The 16445-nt window shown below is 71.9% G+C and carries 14 protein-coding genes and 1 pseudogene; 6 read left to right on the forward strand and 9 right to left on the reverse strand.

Going from position 1 to position 16445, the window contains the following annotated elements:
- Positions 1 to 27: 27 nt before the first annotated feature.
- A complete protein-coding gene (locus ACFYYJ_RS01570) occupies positions 28 to 2133 on the reverse strand; it encodes a PhoX family protein (protein WP_389127678.1) in 2106 nt (701 codons plus the stop codon).
- Positions 2134 to 2427: 294 nt separating this feature from the next.
- On the opposite strand from ACFYYJ_RS01570, the gene ACFYYJ_RS01575 reads away from it, so the two are divergent.
- On the forward strand, positions 2428 to 4389 hold the full coding sequence (locus ACFYYJ_RS01575) for a VWA domain-containing protein (RefSeq protein WP_389127680.1): 1962 nt from the start codon (positions 2428 to 2430) through the stop codon (positions 4387 to 4389).
- Between the two features lie 99 nt (positions 4390 to 4488).
- Here the strand turns inward: ACFYYJ_RS01575 and aspS are convergent, their stop codons facing one another.
- The gene (aspS, locus tag ACFYYJ_RS01580) at positions 4489 to 6306 is read right to left on the reverse strand and encodes an aspartate--tRNA ligase (protein ID WP_385127121.1); all 1818 of its coding nucleotides are present in this window, start codon (positions 6304 to 6306) and stop codon (positions 4489 to 4491) included.
- Between the two features lie 136 nt (positions 6307 to 6442).
- Between aspS and ACFYYJ_RS01585 the strand changes: the two genes are divergently transcribed.
- Positions 6443 to 8647, forward strand: coding sequence for a SpoIIE family protein phosphatase (locus tag ACFYYJ_RS01585; RefSeq protein ID WP_389127682.1), 2205 nt, complete (start codon positions 6443 to 6445; stop codon positions 8645 to 8647).
- Between the two features lie 56 nt (positions 8648 to 8703).
- Positions 8704 to 9759, forward strand: a complete 1056-nt coding sequence (locus ACFYYJ_RS01590; protein ID WP_385127117.1) for an AI-2E family transporter — start codon at positions 8704 to 8706, stop codon at positions 9757 to 9759.
- On the opposite strand, the gene ACFYYJ_RS01595 is transcribed toward ACFYYJ_RS01590, so the two are convergent.
- The 4 genes from ACFYYJ_RS01595 to ACFYYJ_RS01610 form a co-directional block, all read right to left on the reverse strand.
- Positions 9756 to 10133, reverse strand: a complete 378-nt coding sequence (locus tag ACFYYJ_RS01595) for a hypothetical protein (protein WP_385127115.1) — start codon at positions 10131 to 10133, stop codon at positions 9756 to 9758. The two genes, ACFYYJ_RS01590 and ACFYYJ_RS01595, sit on opposite strands and share 4 nt — an antisense overlap.
- Before the next feature lie 70 nt (positions 10134 to 10203).
- A complete protein-coding gene (locus ACFYYJ_RS01600; RefSeq protein ID WP_385127113.1) occupies positions 10204 to 11199 on the reverse strand; it encodes a pirin family protein in 996 nt (331 codons plus the stop codon).
- 190 nt (positions 11200 to 11389) lie between these two features.
- Entirely contained in the window at positions 11390 to 11836 is a 447-nt protein-coding gene (locus ACFYYJ_RS01605; RefSeq protein ID WP_385366170.1) for a hypothetical protein, read from the reverse strand.
- A 26-nt stretch (positions 11837 to 11862) separates the two neighbouring features.
- Entirely contained in the window at positions 11863 to 12243 is a 381-nt protein-coding gene (locus tag ACFYYJ_RS01610) for a hypothetical protein (protein ID WP_385366168.1), read from the reverse strand.
- Positions 12244 to 12605: 362 nt separating this feature from the next.
- On the opposite strand from ACFYYJ_RS01610, the pseudogene ACFYYJ_RS01615 reads away from it, so the two are divergent.
- Together ACFYYJ_RS01615 and ACFYYJ_RS01620 are read left to right on the forward strand one after the other, a co-directional pair.
- Positions 12606 to 12833 (forward strand): annotated as a pseudogene (locus ACFYYJ_RS01615) (helix-turn-helix domain-containing protein); the annotation flags it as partial.
- Between the two features lie 156 nt (positions 12834 to 12989).
- A complete protein-coding gene (locus ACFYYJ_RS01620) occupies positions 12990 to 14348 on the forward strand; it encodes a beta-galactosidase (protein WP_389128049.1) in 1359 nt (452 codons plus the stop codon).
- A 45-nt stretch (positions 14349 to 14393) separates the two neighbouring features.
- On the opposite strand, the gene ACFYYJ_RS01625 is transcribed toward ACFYYJ_RS01620, so the two are convergent.
- Positions 14394 to 15362 carry an ArsR/SmtB family transcription factor gene (locus ACFYYJ_RS01625; protein ID WP_389127684.1) on the reverse strand — a complete coding sequence of 323 codons (969 nt, stop codon included), beginning with the start codon at positions 15360 to 15362 and terminating at the stop codon, positions 14394 to 14396.
- A 93-nt stretch (positions 15363 to 15455) separates the two neighbouring features.
- Between ACFYYJ_RS01625 and ACFYYJ_RS01630 the strand changes: the two genes are divergently transcribed.
- Positions 15456 to 15740, forward strand: coding sequence for a hypothetical protein (locus tag ACFYYJ_RS01630; protein WP_389127686.1), 285 nt, complete (start codon positions 15456 to 15458; stop codon positions 15738 to 15740).
- Positions 15741 to 15755: 15 nt separating this feature from the next.
- Here the strand turns inward: ACFYYJ_RS01630 and ACFYYJ_RS01635 are convergent, their stop codons facing one another.
- The gene (locus ACFYYJ_RS01635) at positions 15756 to 16214 is read right to left on the reverse strand and encodes an SseB family protein (protein ID WP_385133950.1); all 459 of its coding nucleotides are present in this window, start codon (positions 16212 to 16214) and stop codon (positions 15756 to 15758) included.
- Positions 16215 to 16261: 47 nt separating this feature from the next.
- Positions 16262 to 16444 carry a DUF397 domain-containing protein gene (locus tag ACFYYJ_RS01640; RefSeq protein WP_389127688.1) on the reverse strand — a complete coding sequence of 61 codons (183 nt, stop codon included), beginning with the start codon at positions 16442 to 16444 and terminating at the stop codon, positions 16262 to 16264.
- Position 16445 lies beyond the last annotated feature (1 nt).

Raw genomic sequence — 16445 nt, forward strand, 5'->3', positions numbered from 1 at the left:
GTCAACTGCCGGACTTCAACGCGGCGGTCAGAGACCGATGTTCTTTCCGTCCTTGCGCCAGACCGACACGACCGCCGGGCGGACGATCTTGCCCGGACCGTCGGGCCACACCGACTGCGGCTTCTCGACGGACGCGCCGTCGATCTCGCCCGGGTGCTGGACGGCGACCAGGACGCGCTTGTCCTGGACCAGCGGACCACAGGTCTCGGCGCCACGCGGCACGGTCAGGAACTGCTTCAGCTCACCGCGGCGCTCACCGGCGGTGGCGACGCCGAACAGGCCGTCGTGGGAGCCGAGCTGGTTGCCGTCCGTGGAGATCCACAGGTTGCCGTGCGGGTCGAAGGTCACGTTGTCCGGGCAGGAGATCGGGCTGACCTTGTCCTTCGGGAAGCCCGCGAAGTAGGTGGCCGGGTCGGTCGGGTCACCGGCGACCAGGAACAGGCGCCAGGCGAAGCCCTCGCCGGCCGGGTCGTCGAAGAACTCGGCGAGCTCCAGGATCTGGCCGTGCTTGTTCTGGTTGCGCGGGTTCGCCTCGTCCGCACCGGGCTGACCGGCCTTGCCGCGGTTGGAGTTGTTGGTCAGCACCACGTAGACGCGGCCGGTGCGCGGGGACGGCTCGATGTCCTCGGGACGGTCCATCTTGGTGGCGCCCACCTTGTCGCCGGCCTGGCGGGTGAAGGTGTACACCTCCTCGGCGGTCATGCCCTCGACGTGCGAGACGGCGCCGGTCGCGGTCGCGGTGGCGAGCTTGATCCACACACCCGTGCCGTCGAACTCGCCGTCGTTGGGGAGCTTGCCCGAGCCGTCGATCTGCTCGGCCGGGGAGTCACCGGTGAGCTTGGCGACGTAGAGGGTGCCCTCGTCGAGGAGCGTCAGGTTGTGCTCCTTCGCCGCGCGGCTGTTCCCCTTCTTCATCTGCTTGCTCGACACGAACTTGTAGAAGTAGTCGAAGCGCTCGTCGTCGCCCATGTAGACGACCGGGCGGCCGTCCTCGGTCAGGCGGGGCTGCGCGCCCTCGTGCTTGAAGCGGCCCAGCGCGGTGCGCTTGCGCGGGACGGAGTTCGGGTCGTACGGGTCGAGCTCGACGACCCAGCCGAAGCGGTTGACCTCGTTGGGCTCCTGCGCGACGTCGAAGCGCTTGTCGAACCGCTCCCACTTGCGCTCGGTCTCGCCGGTCGTCACGCCGTAGCGCTTCAGGCGGGCGGCCTGGACGGGCTCGGTGACCTTGCCGGCGTTGGCGAAGTACTGGTTGATGTTCTCCTCGCCGTGGAGGGTGGTGCCCCAGGGGGTGGTGCCGCCGGAGCAGTTGTTCAGCGTGCCGAGGACCTTGGTGCCGGTCGGGTCGGCGGAGGTCTTGAGCAGGGCGCTGCTCGCGGCCGGGCCGGTCAGCTTGAACACGCTGGTGGCGGTGAGGCGACGGTTGAGCTCGTGGCGGCTGACGGAGGTCAGCTTGCCGCTGCGGTGGTCCTCCTGGACGACGACGACACCGAGGCCGTGGGCGGCCCAGGCGATCTCGACCTGCTCGCGGGTCGGGTTGGCCGGGTCGTAGCCCTTGAACATGAGGTTCTCGTCGGTGTACTCGTGGTTGGCCACGAGCAGCTGCTGGCGGGCGTACTTGTCGCCGAGCGGGAGAAGGCTCAGGAAGTCGTTGTTGTAGCCGAACTGACCGGCCTGGGCGGCGGCGGTCTGCTTGTCGGCGTTGAAGCCGGGGGCGCCCTTGACGATCGGGTCGCCCCAGCGGATGACCACGTTCTGGTCGTGGCCCTCGGGGATGGTGACCTGGTCGGCGGTGTTCGGCGCGACGGGCGTGAAGCGCAGACCGCGGGCGGCCTCGCCGGCACCGGTGCCGGCTGCACCGGCGGCGCCGGCCTCACCGGTCGGGGTGGCGTTGGCGCTCTGGCCGGGGCCGGTGAGGGCGATGGCCGTACCGCCGGCGGTGGCGACGGTCACGACGGCGGCCGTACGCAGCATGGAGCGGCGGGAGTAGGCCTTGGCGATGACGTCGCCGACGTACTCGTTGTCGCTGGTGTTGGGCACCTCGTGGAAGCATGCGTCGCCGCAGCGGTAGCGGCAGGTGAGGGCGGAACGGCCGCCCCCATGCGGGTTGCCGATGAGCGGGAGAAGCTTGCGCACGAGTGTCCTCCGAGTAGCTGCGTGGGCGCCGACAACGTGTCGGAACAATCCAGCGGCGACGCTAGGCGCGGGTTGCGCCGAAGCGGCGGCGGAGGGATGAACGATTGGTGAACCCGGCACGTCGGAGCGGCAGTTCGGTGGAGGGCCGGGTGGGGTGGTAAAGGCGCACGCCACGAAAGGTGCCCCTCCCGAAGATCGCGCTCGGCGGCCGATAACCTTACGTGTCCACTCTGGGCAGGGATCATCCGCGCAGCACGGACAAATGACGCACGCACTCCCGCGAAAGGCCTGGCCATGGGTATTCGGAGCTTGTTGCGCAAGGTGTTCGGACGGTCTGCGGAACCGGTTCCGGAGACTTCGGACGCCCCTTCGGCGGCTGTCCCGAACCAGGCGGAACGCAACCCGCTCGACGCGGCGGCCGAATTGGTTGCGGCTTCCTTCGACAACCCCTCCGTTCCGCCGCAGTCCGCTCCGCGGGACCGCGAGGCGGGCGCCCTCCTGACGGCCCCCGCCCCCACGACGGACCCCACGGTCCCGGAAGCCCGGCGTGCGCCTGCGGCGAAGCCCGGCCCGGACACCCCCGCCAAGCCGGCTGCCGCCGAAGCTGAGCCGGTGACCCCTGCTGCGGAGCAGCCCGAGACCGACGCCCCGCAGGCGCAGGACCAGGCCGAGGTTCCGGCAGAGCCGACCACCACGCCGGAGGCTCAGGACGACACCCCGGCGGAGCCGGTGACGGCCGCTGCCGAGCAGCCCGACACCGACGCGCCGCAGGCGCGGGACGAGGCCGGGGCCGAGGCCCAGGACGACGCCCCGCAGGCCGCGGTTGTGCCGGATGCACGGGACGAGGCCGAGGTTGTGGCGGAGCCGGCAACCGCGCCGGAGGCGCAGGAAGACACCCCGGCTGAGCCGGTCGCCGAGGCCGAGGCTGCGGCGGAGCCCGTGGCCGCGGCTACGGAGCCCGAGGGCGACGCGCCGCAGGCGCAGGCGCAGGCGCAGGAAACGGCCGAGGCCGACGCCCCGGCGGAGCCGGTGGCTGCCGCCGATGCGACGGAGGTGGAGCCGGTCGCCCCTGCTGCGGAGCAGACCGAGGCCGACGCCCCGCAGGCGGAGGACCAGGCCGAGGCCACCGCGCCGCAGGCGCAGCCCGAGGTTGCGCCGGAGCCGGTGGCAGTCGCCGAGGCGCCCGAGGCAGAGCCGGTCGCGGCCGAGGCCGAACCGGCCGCCGCCGAAGCCATCGCGCCGGAGGCGCAGGACGAGGCCGAGACCGAGACCGACGCCCCGGCGGAGCCGGCCGAGGCCGAGCCCGTGGCCGCCGAGGCCGCAGAGCCGCAGGCACAGGAGCCGGCCGAGGCCGACACCCCGGCGGAGCCGGTGGCTGCCGCCGAGGCGCCGGAGGCGGAGCCGTCGGCCGACGCCCCGGCCGAGCCCGTGGCCGCCGAGCCGCAGGACGAGGCCGAGGTCCAGGACGACGCCCCCACCGAGCCCGTCGCCGCCGAGCCGCAGGACGAGGCCGAGGTCCAGGACGACGCCCCCACCGAGCCCGTCGCCGCCGAACCGCAGGACGAGGCCGAGGAGACCTCGCCGGAGGCGGAGGCCGCGGCCGCGCACGCGCTGGCCGACGTGAAGCGCGTCGCGCCCGGCGTCGTGGCGGCGTACAAGGCCGTCGGTCAGGTGCTCCGCACCAAGGGCAAGGCCGGGGCGCGGGCCAAGGTGTACCTCGTGCTGGACCGCTCCGGGTCGATGCGCGGGTTCTACAAGGACGGCAGTGCGCAGCACCTCGCCGACCACGCCCTCGCACTGGCCGCGCACCTCGACGAGGCGGCGACCGTGCACACGGTCTTCTTCTCCACGGAGGTGGACGGCACCGCCGACCTCGCCCTCGACGCCCACGACGCGTCCTGGGTCGAGGCCCGCCACGCCGAGCTCGGCCGGATGGGCCGCACCAGCTACCACGTGGCCGTGGAAGCCGTCGTCGAGCGCTACCAGAAGGACGGCGGCGAGGGCCCGGCCCTGGTCGTGTTCCAGACGGACGGCGCGCCCGACAACGTCCGCCCCGCCCGCCAGGCGATCACGGACGCCGCCACCGCCGCCCCCGGCATCCACTGGCAGTTCGTCGCCTTCGGCGAGCACGACTCCAAGGCCTTCGACTTCCTGCGCAAGCTGGACGCCGAGAACGCCGGCTTCTTCCACGCCGGCCCGGCCCCCGCGGAGCTGACCTCCGCCGCCCTGGTCAAGGGCGTGCTGGAGCGCTTCTGAGGAACCGGCGGTACGACGAAGGGGCCCGGGATCACATCCCGGGCCCCTTCTTCACGGCCTCACGGCCTCACGGCCTCACGGCCTCATGCCGTACGAGAACTACCGCGCCGCATCCGGGTGCACGGCCTCCGCGACCGGCTTCGCGTCGGCCGCCTTCGTCTCGACCGGCTTGCGCAGCGCGATGTTCAGCTCGCGCAGACGGGCCTCCTCCAGCACCGTCGGCGCGCCCATCATCAGGTCCTGCGCGTTGCCGTTCAGCGGGAAGGCGATGGTCTCGCGGATGTTCGGCTCGTCGGCCAGCAGCATCACGATGCGGTCCACGCCCGGGGCGATGCCACCGTGCGGCGGGGCGCCCAGGCGGAACGCGCGCAGCATGCCCGCGAATTCGCGCTCGACGGTCTCGGCCTCGTAACCGGCGATCTCGAAGGCCTTCAGCATGACCTCGGGCTCGTGGTTGCGGATGGCACCCGACGACAGCTCGATGCCGTTGCAGACGATGTCGTACTGCCACGCCAGGATGTCGAGCGGGTCCTTCTCCTCCAGGTCCTTCATGCCGCCCTGCGGCATGGAGAACGGGTTGTGGGAGAAGTCGATCCGGCCGGTCTCCTCGTCCTTCTCGTACATCGGGAAGTCGACGATCCAGCAGAAGCGGAAGACGTTCTCCTCGAACTGGCCCGCACGCTTGGCCGCCTCGACGCGGACGCCGGACATGATCTTGGAGACCTCGTCGAACTCGCCCGCGCCGAAGAACACGGCGTGACCGGCGGCCAGACCCAGGCGCTCGGTGAGGACCTTGACGTTCTCCTCGGTGAGGAACTTGGCGATCGGGCCGGTGAGGGCGCCGTCCTCGCCGACGCGGACCCAGGCCAGGCCCTTCGCGCCGAGGGAGACCGCGTAGTCGCCGAGGCCGTCGAAGAACTTGCGCGGCTGCGCGGCGGTGTCCGGGACGGGCAGGGCGCGCACGTGCTTGCCGGCGAACGCCTTGAACTCCGAGCCCTCGAAGACGTCGGTGATGTCGACGAGCTCCAGCTTGGCGCGCAGGTCGGGCTTGTCGTTGCCGTACTTCAGCATCGACTCGCGGAACGGGATCCGCGGGAAGGGGGAGGTGACCGCGCGGCCGTTGCCGAACTCGGTGAAGAGCTCGGTCATCAGGCGCTCGATCGGCTGGAAGACGTCCTCCTGCTCGACGAAGGACATCTCGACGTCGAGCTGGTAGAACTCGCCCGGCGAACGGTCGGCGCGGGCGTCCTCGTCGCGGAAGCAGGGCGCGATCTGGAAGTACCGGTCGAAGCCGGAGATCATCAGCAGCTGCTTGAACTGCTGCGGGGCCTGCGGCAGGGCGTAGAACTTGCCCGGGTTCAGGCGGGACGGGACGACGAAGTCACGGGCGCCCTCGGGGGAGGTCGCGGTGAGGATCGGGGTCGCCATCTCGTTGAAGCCGAGGGCCACCATCTTCGAGCGGATCGAGGCGATGACCGCCGAGCGCAGCATGATGTTGCGGTGCATGCGCTCGCGGCGCAGGTCGAGGAAGCGGTACTCCAGGCGCCGCTCCTCGTTCACACCGTCGTCGGTGTTGATGGTGAAGGGCAGCGGGGCGGCCGCGCCGAGCACCTCGACCTCGGCGGCCTCGATCTCGATCTCGCCGGACGGCAGGTCGGGGTTGATGTTCTCGGTGCCGCGGGAGACGACCTTGCCGTCGACCCGGACCACGGTCTCCTTGGAGAGCTTGTCCAGGACCGCGGCGGCGGCGGTGCCGGGACGGGCGACGAGCTGCGTGATGCCGTAGTGGTCGCGCAGATCGATGAAGAGGATGCCGCCCAGGTCTCGACGATTGTGCAGCCAGCCGCTCAGCCGGACGTCGGTGCCGACGTCAGAGGCTCGGAGCTCGCCGCACGTGTGGGACCTGTACCGATGCATCAGTCATCCAGTTCTTCGCGATACCAGGGTGGATTCAACCCTCCCAAGGTTACCGTCCGGGAAGCGGCCGGGTCGGGCACGCCCGGTGGACCCGGAGAACAGGCACGTCAGGTGTACGACCTGTAAAGATGACCGGGTGCGCACCGAGGACGTCCTGGCCGCCATCGCAACGGGCCTCTGGAGATGGGACAACGCCTCCGGGACGGTCTCCCTCGACAGCGAGGCCGCCCGGCTCCTCGGTCTGCCCGCGGAGCCCACCGAGCTCGCGGAGGTCGCCGTGCGTTCCCGCTTCCACCCGGTGGACTGGAACGAGATCAACGGCATCGTCAACCTGGCCGTCGCCGAGGGCACCCTCGCCGAGGCCCGGCTGCGGATCATGGACGAGGACGGCCGGGTGCTGCGCACCGTACGCAGCCGCTCCAAGCCCCTGGAGAACCGGACGGCCGACGGCCGCGTCGACTACGAGCTGATCGGCACCATCCAGGAGATCGCCGAGCCGCAGCCCGGCACCACCGCCGCGCACACCCCGATCACCGGTGACTGGCGGCGCTCCCGCGAGGCGTTCCTGCTGGACGCGGGACGGGCGCTGGCCGAGGCCCGGTCCACGGCCGAGGTGCTGCGGGTCGCCGCCTCGCTGTCCATGCCGGGCTTCAGCCCGGACGGGCTGGCCGTCTTCGGCGTGGCCGGGGACCGGCTGTCGGTCATCGGCCACCACGGGCACGGCCCGGGCGACGAGGGCCCCTTCTCCGACATGCGGCTCGACACGGCCTACCCGGCCGCGGACGTCGTCCGTACGGGCCGGGCGATCTACCTCCCCAACCCGGAGGACTACAAGCGGCGCTTCCCGGCGACCTGGCCGCTCGCCCAGCGCTTCGGCCGGACCTCCTGGGCGTTCCTGCCGCTCATCGTGGCCGGGCGCACCATGGGCGCCTGGATGGCCGCCTTCAAGCACCCGGTGTCCTTCTCCCCCGACGAGCGCTCCGTCCTGACGACGGTGGCCCGGATGCTGGCCCAGGCGCTCCAGCGCGCGGGGGTGGCCGAGTCCGAGCGGGAGCTCACCACGGGCCTGCAGCGCTCGATGATGCCCCAGCTCGGCCCGGAGATCCCCGGCATGCGGATCGCCGCGCGCTACGTCCCGACGGGCGGCGGGCTCCAGGTCGGTGGCGACTGGTACGACATGATCCCGCTGCCGTCGGGGCGGTTCGCCCTGGTCATCGGCGACGTCCAGGGGCACGACGTACGGGCGGCCGGGCTGATGGGCCAGCTGCGGATCGCCGTGCGCGCGTATGCCTCGGAGGGCCACCGGCCCGACGCGGTGCTCTCGCGCGCCTCCCGCTTCCTCGCGGGTCTGTGCTCCTCGCAGGAGGCCGACCCGTACGACTCCGACGTGGACTCCGACCTGCAGAGCCCGCGCTTCGCGACCTGCCTGTACGCGGAGTGCGACCCCCGGACCGGGGTGCTGGAGGTGGCCCGCGCCGGCCATCCCGACCCGGCGATCCGGATGGCCGACGGCACCGTCCTGATGCGGCCCACCGCCGGCGGGCTCCCGCTCGGGATCGTCCCCGACACGGACTACCCCACGACCCGCTTCACCCTGGAACCCGGCGAGACGATGATGCTCTGCACCGACGGGCTCATCGAGACGGGCGGGCACGACCTCGACACCGGCTGGGCCCGGCTGCGCGCGATCCTGGAGTCCGAGACCCCCGTGCCCGGAGACCCCGAGTCCGAGCCCCTCGACGGCGGCCCGGTTGACGGCGATCACCTCGAAAAGCTCGCCGACCTGCTGGTCCAGGCCGTGCACGGGCCCTCCTCGCACCACACCACGGGCCCGCTGGCCGACCGCCGCGAGGACGACATAGCCGTCGTGCTGCTGGGCCGCGAGGGCGAGGGCCGCGGCCGCGGGACCCCGCTGCCGCACCCGTCCCGCCCGGCCCGCCGGACCATGCTGACCGTGGCGCAGGCCGAGCCGGAGCGGATCGCGGGCGCCCGGCAGCAGATCCGGGAGCTGCTGCACGACTGGGCCGACGAGGAGCAGCTGGACTCGGCGGTGCTGATGGTCTCCGAGATGGTGACGAACGTGCTCGTGCACACCGACGGCGACGCGCTGCTGGTCGCGGAAGCCGTCGGCGAGCTGGGCGAACGCCGGCTGCGCGTGGAGGTCGCGGACACCAGCGACGAACTCCCCCACAAGCGCCACCCCGGCGAGATGGCCTCCAGCGGGCGCGGAGTGCTGCTGATGGAGATGCTCGCCGACAGCTGGGGCGTGGACCCGCGCGGCGAGGGCAAGACGATCTGGTTCGAGCTGTACGAACAGTCGAAGCACCCCGACCCCGACTGATCACGGACCCCTGGGCCGCCGCTGAGCCGTTCACCCGAATTGATCATCCGAAGTGCTTGGATGACGAGGTGCCGAACTCCCTGCTCCCCGAGCCCGTGCGGCGCCTCGCCGCCTGGTGCGCCGTCGCCCTGCTCGTCGCGGCCGTACTGGCCGTCGTCGTCTGGCTGTGCACCGTCTTCCGGACGGTCGTCACGCCCGTGCTGCTCGCCGTGCTCGGCACGGCCCTGCTGGGGCCGCTGCACCGGCGGCTGGTCCGCGCCGGGGTGAACCGCACCCTCGCCGCGGCCCTCACCTGCCTCGCCGTGACCGCCGTCGTCGGCGGGGCCGGGTACGTCGTCGTCCTCGCGGTCGCCAAGACCGGCGACCAGATCGTCGACGCGCTCCGGCGGGCGGGCGAAAACCTCGCGGAGCACTTCGGAGCGCTCGGCACCTCGCTGGAGGACGTCGCGAAGAACTCACAGGAGCTGCTGGCGAAGTTCGGCGGCACGGCGGCCTCGGGCGTGGTCGCCGGGCTCAGCGTGGTCGCGACGATGGTCGCCACCGCCCTGCTGGCCCTCGTACTGATCTTCTTCTTCCTCCGTGACTCCGACCGCGCCGTGGGGACCCTGCGCTCGCTCGTCCCGCGTCGCTCGGGCGACCTCATGGAGGCCATGGGCCGACGCGCCTTCGGGGCCGTCGAGGGCTTCATGCGGGGGACCACCCTCGTGGCCCTGGTCGACGGCGTGCTGATCGGCGCGGGGCTGCTCGTGCTCGACGTGCCGGGAGCGGTGGGGCTGGCCGCGCTGGTCTTCGTGACCGCCTACATCCCCTACCTCGGCGCCTTCCTCTCCGGCGCCGTCGCGGTCCTCGTCGCCCTCGTCGACCGGGGCTGGGTCATCGGCCTGTGGACGCTCGCGCTGGTGCTCCTGGTCCAGATGGTCGAGGGGTACGTCCTCCAGCCGCTGGTGCAGAGCCGCACCGTGCAGATGCACCCGGCCGTGGTCATGCTGGCCATCGCGGCCGGGGCGAGCGCCGCCGGGGTCCTCGGCATGCTGCTGGCGGTACCGCTGACCGCGGCCGCCTTCGGGGTGGCCTCGGAGCTCAGGGCCCGGTACGGCGAGGAACCCGTCTAGGCCGGCGGGTCCGGGTAGTAGCTGAGAATTACCAGGATCGCTGTGCACTCGGCGAGGAGCTGGGCGCCCAGCGCCCACTGGCGCACCCGCAGGCGGGGCGCGGCCAGCGCGACGAGGAAGGCCACGCCCGCGGCGCCGGCGCTCCACAGGAACAGCCACCCGGGCAGCCCCCGGGTGCACTCCACTCCGTAGGTCACGCAGCCCGACACCCGCACGGACGACAGGAGCAGGACGACCGCTCCCACGAAGGCGACGGGGAAGAGCCCCGCGGACACACCGGCCCACAGACGGGTCCGGTCCCCGGCCCCCGCAGGAGCCGGGGCCTGGGCCTGGGCCGGAATCGGGGGGATCGCGGAGGAGGGGGCATTGTCCATGCCCCGATCCAACGCGGCTCCCGTGCCCGGCACAGGCGCCCGGCTACTCACCCGCCGGGCGCGCTCGTACTCAGTTCTCCTCGGCCTCGCCCGTACCGCGGTGACCGAGGCCGGTGCGCGCGGTGGTGGGGATGCGGCCCAGGCGGCCGGCCTGGAAGTCGTCGAAGGCCTGCTGGAGCTCGTGCTTGTTGTTCATCACGAACGGCCCGTAGTGCGCCATCGGCTCGCGGATCGGACGCCCTCCGAGGAGGACGACCTCCAGGGCCGGGGCGTTGGAGTCCTGGGACTCGTCCGCCCGCACCGTGATCGAGCCGCCCTCGCCGAAGACGGCCGTCTGCCCGGTGTGGATCGGGCGGCGGTCCTCGCCGACCGAGCCGCGCCCGGCCAGGACGTACGCGAGGCCGTTGAAGTCCTCGCGCCACGGGAGGGTGATCTGCGCGCCCGGGCTGACGGTCGCGTGGATCATCGTGATCGGGGTGTGGGTGATGCCCGGGCCCTGGTGGCCGTCGAGCTCGCCGGCGATCACGCGGAGCAGGGAGCCGCCGTCGGGGGTCGTCAGCAGCTGGACCTGGCCGCCGCCGATGTCCTGGTAGCGCGGGGGCATCATCTTGTCGGAGGCCGGGAGGTTGACCCACAGCTGGAGGCCGTGGAACAGCCCGCCGGACACGACGAGGGACTCCGGCGGGGCCTCGATGTGCAGCAGGCCCGAACCGGCGGTCATCCACTGGGTGTCACCGCCGTTGATGACTCCACCGCCGCCGTTGCTGTCCTGGTGGACGAAGGTTCCGTCGATCAGGTACGTGACGGTCTCGAAGCCGCGGTGCGGGTGCCAGGGGGTGCCCTTGGGCTCGCCCGGCGCGTACTCCACCTCGCCCATCTGGTCCATCATGATGAACGGGTCGAGGTACTGGTAGTTGATCCCGGCGAACGCACGGCGCACCGGGAAACCCTCGCCCTCGAACCCACCGGGAGCATCGACGACGGCCAGCACCTTGCGCGCGACGGCGGCCTGCGGCTCGGCCACTCGCGGAAGGGTCAACGGGTTCTCAACAGTCACTGCGGGCATGGTCAGGACCTCCTTCTGCGTCGAGTTTAGTTGAAACTCGAACTTCCTGCCACCGGACAGAACAGAAGGAGCCCCGGAGACATTCCCCGGGGCCGCGAAGCCCGGCCGCAGGACCCGGGCGGGCCCGCCCCGAACGGGGACGAGCCCCCGCCGGCAACGCCGGCGGGGGCTCGTGGACTGCTCTCCGGGCTCAAGGGCAATAGCTTGCCGACTGCCCCTTGATGTAGGCAGTCCCCCAGTTCTCGACCTTCACGTACACCGGCGTCGACTGGCCCCGCCGGTCATAGCGCACGTCCCACGTCTTGCCGGGCACTTCCAGCCTGACCCAGTAGCACCATCCCGCGTCGACGCGGAACACGTCCCAGTCCTGGCCGCCGGGCGTCTTGGATCCGCTGGGCAAGCCGTACGTCGCCCCACCCGCGCATCCGGTGGACCACGAGCCCGTGGTGCCCCAGTCGCACGTCCAGTTCTTCAGGGCCGTCGCGTACGTCCCCGATTGGTTGTACGTCTCCGAGCAACCCGCCAGCGTGCACGATTCGCCCGCGTACGCGGGCGACGGGGCCATCAGCCCCAGCCCCGCGCCCACAGCGAGGACCGCCGCCGCTCCGGACACCCGCCCCTTGATCCTGCCGAGCATCGCTCCCCCTCCGTGTCGCACGGGATCTAGTACTTGCTGAGCTTGATCGAATTCATCGGCGAGAGATCGACCCACCAGGTGGTACCGGGCGGCTGGACGTACGAGTCGCAGTTCTGCCCGTTGGAGTCGAAGCAGAGGCGGTCGACCCACCCCTCGGTCTGGTTGTTGACCACGAAGTGCATCCCCTCCTGGTCGTAGAGCCGGTAGACCCCCTCCCAGTAGATGTTGGAGGGCCGGTCGTTGTTCCAGCCGGCGTCCCGGGGGTAGACGCACACGGCGCCGGACGGACACCCGTGCCACGTGCCCGCGGCGTGAGCGGGCGACGCCGCCAGGACCCCCGTGCCCATCGCCATCACACCGGCCGCCGCAACAGCGGCTGCCTTCGTGCGGATCTTCATACGACTCATTGCGTTGTCTCCCTTGCGTGTCGATGGAGCAGGGGGCGACTCCCCCGTGCTCGCCCCCTGCGGCACCGATGCTCCGCCGGAGGGGGACCGAGTTGCGATGGTTTCGGGCGTGGCCGAAAAGATCTTGCACCGGCCCCGCGCGCCGGCTTTACACAGAACAGACGAATTCCCGTGCAACCGTTTGTCCGCGGCGGGTCCGACCTTCGCCGCGACACAGCCTGCAGAAAGTCCCAGCCACCCCGCAACGGTGTGGTCTAAGCTGGGACGCTGGGATGGTTCACCCGTTCTGACCTGCGGATATGCTGGGTTCTGGGACAGGCGCCCGGCGCTGAGGGGGGATTTTCTTGAGCGAGTCGACCGAGGTGCACAGGGAAGGCAGACAGCCGGGGCCGACCGGATCGGCCAGGGCCCGGCAGCAATTCACCGATCTCCTCACCGAGCTGAAGGACCGGCGCGGATACAGCTACGAAACGCTCGCCCGTAAAGCCCATATGAGCCGCTCTTCGGTGCACCGCTATTGCCGGGGAATCGTGATTCCCGTCGAATTCGGCACGGCAGAGCGAATCGCCCGGTTATGCGGCGCGGACAGCGGTCAGTTATCCGAGCTGTACCGCCTTTGGGCCGCGGCCTCCGTTCCGGATGCGGAAGCGGTTACCGGCACGGATACCGGGACAGCGGAAGCGCACGCGGACCCGGGTGGTCCGGGTCCGGGCCCGGAAGCCGAACCGGACACCCCCGTCGCGCCGGTGGCCGCGGCCCCGCTCGTGGCGCGGGAACCCGCCTCCGCGGCGCTGCGCCGACCGGCCGGGAACGCCCGCGTCGCCGTGGCCTCGTTGGCCTTCGTCCTGCTGTGCGTCGTCTCGCTCGGCGGCTCCGCGCACTCCACCGCCCCGGACCCCGCCGCCTCGGCCTCCCCGGCACCCGCCCCGAACGCGGCCGCACCGTGGACCCAGGCCCCGACCCCCGTGCCGAACGGCCTCTTCGGCATGACGCTCAACTCCTCGACCGGCGCCATGCCCACCTTCCGGATCGACACGGTCCGCCTGTGGGACAGCCGGACCCGGTGGTCGAACATCCAGCCCCGGCGCGGCGAATTCGACTGGTCGATCCTCGACCGGCTGGTGGAGGGCGCGACCCGTGCCGGTCTGCCCGTGCTCTTCACCATGGGGGGAACGCCCGGGTGGGCCAGCCCCAACGGACCGCACACGGCCTACGACGACGGATCGCGCACCAGCCCTCCCGACGACCCGGCCGACTGGAAGGCCTTCGTCTCCGCCGTGGCCGAGCGCTATCGGGGCCGCATCGGCGCCTACGAGCTGTGGGTCATGGGCAACGACCCCCACTACTTCAGCGGGAGCCCGGAAACCCTCGTCGAGATGACCCGGAGCGCGAAGGCCGTGCTCGACGCGGTCGATCCGGACGCGACCGTCGTCTGCCCCTCCATGGGCCGGCTCTGGGACGCGGAGGGGATGCGCGGCCTGGAGCGCTTCTCCGAACTGCGCGGGTACGACTCCTGTGACGTGGCGGGGGTCAAGTTGCACCAGCGCACCGCCTCGGACCCGCCCGAGCAGCTGCTCGGCCTGGTCGACGAGATCGACCGCGCCTTCCACCGGGGCGGCTCTCACCCCAAGCTGTGGAACACGGGCACCACGTACGACATCCCGCTCCAGCAACCGCTGCAGGAACCGGCGGCCTCCGCGAACGCCGTCCGCTTCTTCCTGGTCGGGCTGTACGCCCGCTACCAGCGCATGTACTTCTACAACTGGGGTGGCAGCAAGATCCCCATCGTGATGCAGCCCGACGGGCAGCCGCCGACCCAGGCCGCCCTGTACGTCGAGGAGCTGCGCCGCTGGCTGCACGGATCACGGATCCACTCGTGCGGGAACGGCGTGCCGGCGGGGCTGCCGGTCGGCGTCTGGCAGTGCCGCTTCGACCGGGACGGGGCCGAACTGGTCGTCGTCTGGCACGCGACGGGCTCCGCACGCGTCCCCGCACCTCAGGACACGACGACGGTGCGCCACCTCGACGGCACGGTCACGGCCGTCGGCACCGACCGGACGGTCGAGGTCACCACTCTTCCGGTCCTCCTCGGCTCGGCTCCCTGACACGGCGTAGGTGCCGCCGGTGGGTACGCCGGCGGCACCGGGGGCTCAGCCCCCGCTGCGCAGCAGGTCCACGCCCAGGCCGGTCGCCGAGTGGAGCACCGCCTTGCCGTCCCGGCGCGTGGTGATCAGGCCGGCCGCGCGCAGGGTGCGGGTGTGCTCCGAGACCGAGGGGAGGCTGATGTCGAGGTCCCGGGCCAGCTCGCTGGTCGTGCGCTGCTGGACCAGCAGCTGGAGCACGGCCGCCCGCGTCCGGCCGAGCAGCGCGTCCAGCGCCCCGTCGGCCCGACCCGGGTCGACCAGCGGGAGAGGGGTCAGCGCCGGGTACATCAGCAGGCGCGCGCCGTCCGGCCCACCCGGACCTTCGGCCAGCAGCGGGCGGCCCGTCCAGAACGGCGAGGGCATCAGGATCAGGCCGCGGCCGCCGAGCGCGCACTCGAAGTCCGGCCCACCCGGAACCTCGAAGACCGTGCCCGCCCAGCCGGCCCCGGGATGCGTGCTCGCCAGGCACGCCTTGATGCCGTGGGCCGCCAGCAGCCTGGTGCGCCAGGCCACGTCCGCATGGAAGGACTGCCGGATGCGCGGCCAGTGCGGGGCGATGACCAGATCGTGGACGGAGCGCAGCGCGCCGTCGAGCTGCCGCCACGCGTCGCGGTCCTCGGCCCACAGCGCGCGCAGCCAGGAGGCGGAGCCGGGGGCGCGGGCGGCGGTACGGGCCAGCTGCTCGCCGGTGAGCGACCCGGAAGCGTCCCGTACGGCGGCCAGCCCCTCCTCCAGCGTGGGGGTGAAGGGCTCGACGAACTGGAGGTTGTCGCCGTCGGGCCGCAGCAGGTCCAGCAGCGGCCGCGCCCGGCCCGGTAACTCCCGGCTGACGTGGCCGCGCCAGCGGCCGAAAACCTCCTGTGCGTCGCGGCGCTGCCAGGCGACGACCGCCATGCCGAGCTCCACGAGCGGGAGCGGCTCGCGCGCGAAGGTGACGTTGAACAGGTCCTCGGCCGTGAAGTGCACCCTCAGCATCGTCCGCCCCCCGTCAGGCGCCAGGCGTCAGGCAATCCCTGCCCGGAGATCGTACGTACTCCATGAGTAGGCACTCCGTGAAAGGAAGCGATCATGAACCAGCTGAAGCGAGCCGCGCTCATCCTGGCCTCCGCCGCCCTCGCCATGGGCGCTGCGGGCATCTCCGCCGCCCCCGCCTTCGCCGGCCAGCCCGGCGCGTCCTGCGAGGACCCGGCCACCAGCGTCCGCCCCGGCCACTCCGCGAGCGCCCCCGGCTCCGCCTTCAACGAAGACGGCGTCGCCGGCACCCGCTACGCGGGCGAGCAGGACCAGAACGACAACAACCCCCACTCGGTCTCCCAGTACGACGTGGCCTGTCTCCAGGTCTCGACGCACTGACCCTGCCGTTACCCCTCAGCCGTACATGCGACGCATCGCGAAGTCGACCATCTGCTCGACCGCCTTCGCGTCGAAGACCATCCGGTGGTCGCCCTCCATGTCGAGGACGAAGCCGTAGCCGGTGGGCAGCAGGTCGATGACCTCGGCGCCGGTGATCACGAAGTACTTGGACTCCTTGCCGGCGTACCGGCGCAGCTCCTTGAGCGTGGTGAACATCGGGATCACCGGCTGCTGCGTGTTGTGCAGCGCGAGGAATCCCGGGGTGTCGCCGCGCGGGCAGTAGACCTTCGAGGAGGCGAAGATCTGCTGGAAGTCCTCGGCGGACAGCGACCCGGTCGTGAACGCCCGGACCGCGTCCGCGAGGGAGGGCGGCGAGGGCTCGGGGTACAGCGGCGGCTGCTGCCCGTAGCCCTGCGGCGGCGGCTGCTGGGCGTACTGCTGCTGGGCACCCGGGTTCTGGTCGTAGCCGTACATGAGCCGAAGCCTACCCAGGCCTCGGCCGGCCGGGCGCGCGGTTCAGGTCAGCTTGCCTTGAGGGTGGCGACGAAGGGTCCCCACGCCGCCGCCGAGACCACGAGGGTCGGCCCGGTTCGTCGCTTCGAGTCCCGTACGGGCACCCATCCGGCGACGCCGTCGGCCACCTCGACGCAGGTGCCACCGTCGCTGTTGGTGTAGCTGCTCGTGCGCCAACGTGCGGCGCTCAAG

The organism is Streptomyces sp. NPDC002467, from assembly GCF_042889825.1.
In the GTDB taxonomy this organism is placed as follows: domain Bacteria; phylum Actinomycetota; class Actinomycetes; order Streptomycetales; family Streptomycetaceae; genus Streptomyces.